Annotated in this window: 7 protein-coding genes and 1 pseudogene; 4 read left to right on the top strand and 4 right to left on the bottom strand. The window is 37.8% G+C overall.

Going from position 1 to position 6,986, the window contains the following annotated elements; translation table 11 throughout:
• Window positions 1-94 precede the first annotated feature (94 nt).
• Window positions 95-718 carry a spore coat protein gene (locus HNR27_RS17660; RefSeq protein ID WP_212920718.1) on the bottom strand — a complete coding sequence of 208 codons (624 nt, stop codon included), beginning with the start codon at window positions 716-718 and terminating at the stop codon, window positions 95-97.
• Window positions 719-917: 199 nt separating this feature from the next.
• On the opposite strand from HNR27_RS17660, the gene HNR27_RS17655 reads away from it, so the two are divergent.
• Window positions 918-1,865, top strand: a complete 948-nt coding sequence (locus HNR27_RS17655) for an MBL fold metallo-hydrolase (RefSeq protein ID WP_429340670.1) — start codon at window positions 918-920, stop codon at window positions 1,863-1,865.
• Between the two features lie 50 nt (window positions 1,866-1,915).
• Here HNR27_RS17655 and mnmH read toward each other — a convergent pair whose 3' ends face one another.
• The 3 genes and pseudogenes from mnmH to HNR27_RS17640 all read right to left on the bottom strand — a co-directional run bounded on the left by mnmH (window position 1,916) and on the right by HNR27_RS17640 (window position 4,826).
• Window positions 1,916-2,977, bottom strand: coding sequence for a tRNA 2-selenouridine(34) synthase MnmH (gene mnmH / locus HNR27_RS17650; RefSeq protein WP_429340669.1), 1,062 nt, complete (start codon window positions 2,975-2,977; stop codon window positions 1,916-1,918).
• Window positions 2,978-2,992: 15 nt separating this feature from the next.
• Window positions 2,993-4,039, bottom strand: coding sequence for a selenide, water dikinase SelD (gene selD / locus HNR27_RS17645; protein ID WP_429340668.1), 1,047 nt, complete (start codon window positions 4,037-4,039; stop codon window positions 2,993-2,995).
• A gap of 31 nt (window positions 4,040-4,070) precedes the next feature.
• Window positions 4,071-4,826 (bottom strand): annotated as a pseudogene (locus HNR27_RS17640) (exodeoxyribonuclease III).
• Between the two features lie 255 nt (window positions 4,827-5,081).
• Here HNR27_RS17640 and HNR27_RS17635 point away from each other — a divergent pair.
• The 3 genes from HNR27_RS17635 to HNR27_RS17625 are packed head-to-tail and all read left to right on the top strand — an operon-like array spanning window position 5,082 to window position 6,984.
• Complete coding sequence (locus HNR27_RS17635; protein WP_212920713.1) at window positions 5,082-5,471, top strand: GntR family transcriptional regulator; 390 nt, start codon at window positions 5,082-5,084, stop codon at window positions 5,469-5,471.
• Window positions 5,468-6,157: an ABC transporter ATP-binding protein gene (locus HNR27_RS17630; protein ID WP_212920712.1), complete on the top strand. Its 690-nt coding sequence runs from the start codon at window positions 5,468-5,470 to the stop codon at window positions 6,155-6,157. Before HNR27_RS17635 ends, HNR27_RS17630 begins: the two co-directional genes overlap by 4 nt.
• Window positions 6,154-6,984, top strand: a complete 831-nt coding sequence (locus tag HNR27_RS17625; protein WP_429340667.1) for a hypothetical protein — start codon at window positions 6,154-6,156, stop codon at window positions 6,982-6,984. Before HNR27_RS17630 ends, HNR27_RS17625 begins: the two co-directional genes overlap by 4 nt.
• Window positions 6,985-6,986 lie beyond the last annotated feature (2 nt).

The following is a 6,986-nucleotide window of genomic DNA, read 5'->3' as shown; positions in this document are numbered from 1 at the left end:
ACGGTCAATTCAAAAAGCCCCTTTAGGGGCCACGTTGGTAAAGTGCCCTTATAGGGCGAAACTAAAACCGCCCGTTTTACGGGCGGATAATTATTTAATGTGGCATTTTTCCCTGTATAGGTGCAAACCCGTTTAAATAATTTTGCATATCTGCTTCATTTAGCTGAGGCACCTGATAGTATTGATGTTTATTTTGATACAAGAATACTTCATACGCCATTTCAATAAGGTTTGGAATACTGTCAGCAAATACTCTTCTCATTACTGGATTCGTGGATTCAAGAGCAGCCATTGTAAATGCAGATGCACTTGATTTTAAGCAGCCCATCATGAAGCTTGTAATACACTCATCATTTATTTCATTAATAGATTGTGCAGGTTTCTTCGGTTGAGATGGGGTCATGCCATACACGACATCGTTACTTGTTGTCATATTGTATGTTTGTGTTTTAACAGACGGTTCATTACCAGTTTTAAGTGTTTCCACAAGTGTGTTATACATTTGGGTTAAAAATGTTTTATGTTGCTGCATAATTGTTTTTAACTGTTGGTCTTGAACATGCTGTTCATAAATCATATATTGCTCTAATCCCCCAACTAATCCCCCTATAGCCTCATGTGCATCCAATAACTCGTGTCCACCATGACTCATTTTGGCAGGCATTGCTGAAGTACCTGTTAAGTTTTGGTTTTGTGGTTGGTTCATATTCATGTTCATACAAATCCCTCCTTAGTAAGAATCACGTATATTATTGTCTATTCTGGCAGAAATATTCCCCGTCATAAATTAGTCAAAATGTGTATGATTGCCAGTCTTTTATCTACAATTTTACACACAATATTATAGAGGTTTGTTCGTGAATTTTTTTAGCATCAATGCTACGATGGTGATAATTACGTTGGAGGGAGAGAAAAAAATGATAGGAAGATTGCCAATCCAGTTAACCGATCGTATTCATTTAATCGATGGATTTGATATGGGGATTCCTTCTAGAACCGGTACTTATGTTATTGATGAAGAGGAGTTAACCATCGTAGAAACTGGCCCTAGTCCTTCCATTAAGTATATTAAAAAGGGCTTGGAAGCATTAGGACATACCTTGAATGAAGTAAAGTACATAATTGTTACACATATTCATTTAGATCATGCTGGTGGTGCAGGCGTTCTCTTAAAGCTTTGTCCACATGCAAAGGTAGTGGTTCATCCCCGTGGAAAACGTCACCTCATGGATCCTCTAAGATTAACTGGTGCAGCTAGGGCGATATATGGAGAGAGCTTTTCAGAGTTTTTTGATCCAGTAGAGGCCGTACCAGAGGATAAGTTAATTGTTAAAGGTGATGAGGACACTCTTTCTATAGGATCAAGCTGTACATTACAGTTTTTGGATACACCAGGTCATGCTAGACACCATTTAAGTATCTATGACCCAGTAAGTAATGGAATGTTTACCGGAGATACTGTCGGAGTTCGTTACGATCAATTAGATTCGCTTGGACTGGACCTGTTTTTACCGTCTACTTCTCCTAATCATTTTGATCCAGATGCCATGCATGAATCAATTAATCGTATGTTAGATATGAATTTAGATTTCATTTTTTACGGTCATTTTGGTATGACGATGAAGACTACTGCTGCATTGCACCAGGTATCGGAATGGCTAGACATTTTTGTAGCAGAAGGGGAAAGGGTTATTGCGGAAGGTAAGGGCTACGATGTGCTTGCGCAACGATTGCTGAATCGAGTAAGGGAGCATTTACGATCCCTTCACGTGCCAGATGATCATCAAGTTTATATTTTGATTAATTTAGATATGCAGATAAGTTCACTTGGAATAATTGATTATTTTCAAAAGCTGAAGCATTAATATAATAGATAAGCGGCATTCCTGCATTTCTTGGGAACACCGCTTATTTATTAATGGTTGATTATTTGGTTTTGAAACTCAATCCCCTTTGCTTGTAAAAAGGATAGAATTTTTCCATAAGCATCCTCAACGTTTTCTGCTTCAATGATTACTTTTTCCCCTTTAAAATCCTTTGTAGCATACGCATAACGAGGGTCATAATAATGGCTTAATAATAATTTCGTTGCTTCACTGAAGTTCTGTTCTTGAAGAAAAACATCGATTTCCTTTGCAATTGGAACATGAATTCGCTTTTGGATGATTCGGAATGCTTCCACAAACTTTTCAGGGTTGCTCCATGGCTGATAATCATCTAAAATATTTCGTACTCGCTCATCCACAGGCATTTGGATGACAAACTGTAAGCCCCGCTCTTTTTTTTCATAAATAAAATCTGGAATTACGACCTTTCCTATTCTTTTACTTTCCCCTTCAACAAAGATATAGGATTCATCTTCCATTTCCTTCATTTTTTCTACTAGTAGGGATTCAAAGCGCTTTTGGTTGCTAGGGTTTAAACCGATATGACCAAAAATAGAACCACGATGTTTGGCCATCCGCTCAAAGTCAAGAACAGGGTAGCCGTTGTCTGCTAGTTTTTTTAAAATGGCAGTCTTTCCTGTACCAGTAAAGCCGTTCAATACTAGGAATTCTGGTTTGAATTCTGCCATAGCAAGGACATCGACCACATAATGTCGATAGGATCTTATTCCACCAGACAAACGTGTAGCATGAATGTCCATCAATTCAAGTACTGTTGCCGCTGTTTTACTTCTCATCCCACCACGCCAGCAAAAAACGGTTATAGGGGTATCAATTTTTTTAAATGCACTTATAAATGCAGGCAGTTTCTTTGAAAAGATCTCTAGCCCCCGTTGTTTGGCCTCATCTGGACCGACTTGTTTGTAAAGTGTACCAACCTCAGCCCGCTCCACATCATTAAAAATGGGAATATTAATACTGCCTGGGATGGTCCCCTCCTCAAACTCCTTTGGAGATCGAACATCAACTAATGTATGATTTTGAGTATTTCGTTTTTCCAATAACTCAGGTAAGGAAATATCCTGAAACATTCTTACACCTTCATCCTAACGAACTATAATTTTTCCTGGATTTTCTGCTATAACTTCTCCAATCATGCTTGCTTCGACACCTTTCTTTTGCAGTTCGGAGAGTAATTGATCTGCTTCATTGCCGTTGACAGAGATTAACAAGCCCCCTGAGGTCACCGCATCACAAAGGATATGTCGGTCTATTGAATCCATGGATTCTGGATAGATGACTATATTTTCAATATGTTTGTAGTTGTTTTTTGTACCGCCTGGTATCGAACCAGCTTCTGCTAGCTCACGAACTCGAGAGAGAATTGGCACTTGGTCAGCATAGATGACTAAGCCAACATTACTGCCAGTAGCCATTTCTGAACCATGACCAAGTAAACCGAAGCCTGTTACATCAGTTGCTGCATGGACATCATAGTTCTCCATCACTTCGGCTGCCGTTTTGTTTAAGGTCGTCATAACAGATGTGACGCGCTTGATTTCATCTTCGGTTAGTAAATCTTTTTTAATGGAAGTAGTGAGAATGCCAACACCTATTGGTTTGGTTAGGATGAGCTTATCTCCAGGCTTAGCTCCTGCATTGCTTCTTACTTTATTAGGATGGACAATTCCAGTAACAGCTAATCCAAATTTAGGCTCTTTATCATCAATGGAGTGACCACCAACGAGTGTAACATTAGCTTCTCTCAGCTTATCTCCTGCACCTCGAAGTATTTCAGATAAAATATTTTTATCTAATGTAGAGATTGGAAATGCAACAATATTTAATGCTGTTAATGGCGTTCCACCCATCGCATACACATCACTAAGGGCATTCGTTGCAGCGATTTGTCCAAAGTCGTAGGGATTGTCCACGATTGGTGTAAAGAAATCAAGTGTCTGAACGAGTGCAATATCATCAGTTAATTTGTATACGCCTGCATCATCACTAGTATCAAGTCCAACTAATAAATTCGGACTTGCAACTGGCGCAGGGATGTTGCGTAATACTTGAGCAAGGTCAGCGGGGCCAATTTTACAGCCGCAGCCTCCTTTAGTCGTTAACGAAGTAAGCTTAATTTGATTATCGTCCATGTTTATCAACCTTTCTATTTGATAAATATACTTAAATATTAATTTCAAGAGCTATTGGACAGTGGTCACTGCCAAGAATAGTGGGCTGTACATGGGAATCAATTAAAAGATCCTTAAGTCTTTCCGACACGATGAAATAATCGATTCTCCAGCCGATATTCCGTTCACGTACCGTTTTCATATAGGACCACCACGTATAGATTCCTTCCTCATTAGGATAAAAGTATCATAAGGTATCAATAAATCCAGCCTCTAGGAAGCGAGTCATTTTACCGCGTTCTTCATCAGTAAAACCAGAATTCCCATAATTGGACTTATAGTTCTTAATGTCAATTTCCTGGTGGGCAACATTTAAATCCCCACATAGCACGACAGGCTTTAGCTTATCATGTGCTAAAACATGTTCTAATAATGCATCTTCCCACTCTAAACGTACATCTAATCTGGCTAAATCGCGTTGGGAATTTGGTGTATACACATTCATTAAGAAAAAGTCTTGAAATTCTAATGTAATAATTCTTCCTTCTGGCTGTGCTGGGTTGTCACCTAAGCCATATTTCACGGATAGTGGTTTTTGTTTAGTGAAAATGGCGGTTCCGGAGTACCCTTTTCGAAGAGCATAATTCCAGTATTGATAATAGCCATCTAAATCCAGCTCAATCTGACCTTCCTGAAGCTTTGTTTCTTGAACACAAAATATATCTGCATCAATATCCTGAAAATAATCTAAAAATCCTTTACGCACACAAGCGCGTAAACCATTCACATTCCATGATACTAGTTTCATTGGTTCTCCTTCTCTATCGTATATTCAAACGTCTATTTTTATACTATTTATCATAACACCTAATGAAAAATCGGTCATGAATAGCGTTTTTAAAAAAATTTTCCAAAATATGTTGACGATGAGGTGTATTAATCATATAATACAGTCAAGTGGTGTGTATTAAGAGGTTAATACATATTTTTTTGCAAGATGCGTATTAAGTGATTAATACACTGTAGACAAGTGAGTTTCATCTTGAAAATGGGAGTTGTGGATATGGATGTAAAGTTCAATAACAGAGACCCGGTGTATATCCAAGTGATTCGGCACTTCAAAGAGAAGATTGCTACCGGTGGCTATGAGCCAGGTCAAGAGATTCCATCCAGACGAGAACTGGCAAATAATTTAAAAATAAATCCAAATACAGCGCAAAGAGCTTATAAAGAAATGGAGGAAGAGGGCTTGATATTTACAGAAGGGAATTTACCAAGTCGCATTACAAATGATCCGGAAGTAATTCGAAATGTACGAAAAGAATTGATACTCGAAGCAGTCCATTCATTTGTTGCTTCCGTACAATCCATAAATGTGCCACTGGAAGAGGCACTACATCTGGTGAAGGAAAATTATCAAAGAAACAAGAATGAACAGGAGGAGAGCCTGTGATTGAAGTTAAAGATGTTACAAAAAAATTTGGAAGAAAACCTGTATTAAAAGGGGTTTCTTTTACAGCAAATAAGGGTGAAATTACTTGTCTTATTGGGATTAACGGAGTTGGAAAAACGACCATTCTTAATGCGATTATGAACCTTACACCGCTCAATAGTGGTGAAATATTGATTGATGGAGAAAGAATTAATAAGCACAGCTACGAAAAAATAGCCTTCATCCCAGATGCGATTACAATGCTTCCAAACATGAAAATATCGGATGCTATGCGGTTTATGGCTGATTACTATCAATGCTGGAACCAGAAAAGAGCAGATGAAATGATTGGTTTTTTCAAGCTTAATCCGAATGACCGTATCTCAACACTTTCAAAAGGGAATACAGCAAAGGTTAATATGCTGCTTGGTCTAGCAATGGATGTTAACTATATTTTAATGGATGAACCATTCTCTGGTATTGACATTTTTAGTCGGGAGCAAATTGCAGATGTCTTTACAAGCCATTTAGTGGAGGATCGTGGAGTAATTATCACAACACACGAAATTAATGACATTGAACATTTAATCGATAAAGCTGTTCTTCTAAATGAAGGAGTCGTTTTAAAGGAATTTAACGCTGAGGAAATACGTGAAAGTGAAGGGAAATCAGTAATTGATGTGATGAGAGAGGTGTACCTAAAATGATGCGTTATTTAAAACTGACAAACTTTGAGTTAAGTCGCTTCTTTAAAATTTATTTGGTGTTAATTGGGGTTACATTCGTCATGCAATTGCTGGGTGTTGTTTTTACCTCAAATAAATATTTAAGTGCAATTAAGGAGTTATTAGAAAGTGGTATGACACAAGAGGAGGCGCTTAAGCAATGGGGGCCATTCTCTTTTTATAATGTAACAAGTTCCTTTTGGTTTTTCGCACCGGTAGCATTATGCGCGGCTAGCTTATTAATTTATGTGTTATTTATCTGGTATCGAGATTGGTTTGGTAAAAATACCTTTGCCTATCGATTATTAATGCTACCTACAGCGAGAATCAATGTTTACTTTGCAAAAGCGACAGCAATCTTTCTGATGGTTCTGGGACTTATATCACTACAGATTGCATTTCTACCGATTGAAAGTCATTTATTACAGTCTATCGTTCCAGCTCCGTATTTAGAGGAGCAAGGCATAAATCAAATGATTAGTAGTTTTGATTCGCTAAGAATTCTATACCCTACAACATTTATTGAATACTTAACCCATTATGGAGTAGGGTTAATGGCTGTACTAGTAGTATTTACGGGGGTTCTATTTGAAAGATGTTTCCGTTGGAAGGGGATACTTCTAGGCGTATTGTTTGCAGGGATTAGCCTAATTGTATTTTTCTTGCCAGTAATTATCCAAGAATTTGTGTTGGTGCAATTCTTTTATCCTACTGAGCTTTTCTTTCTAATGGTTCTAACAGGATTAATAGTGATGACAGGGTCGATTCTGATGAGTAATTATCTACTAAATAAGAAGATAAGGGTGTGATA

The organism is Ornithinibacillus bavariensis, from assembly GCF_050433565.1.
GTDB classification, from domain to species: Bacteria; Bacillota; Bacilli; order Bacillales; family Amphibacillaceae; genus Ornithinibacillus; species Ornithinibacillus bavariensis.
This window is presented reverse-complemented; position numbering and strand designations above follow the sequence as displayed.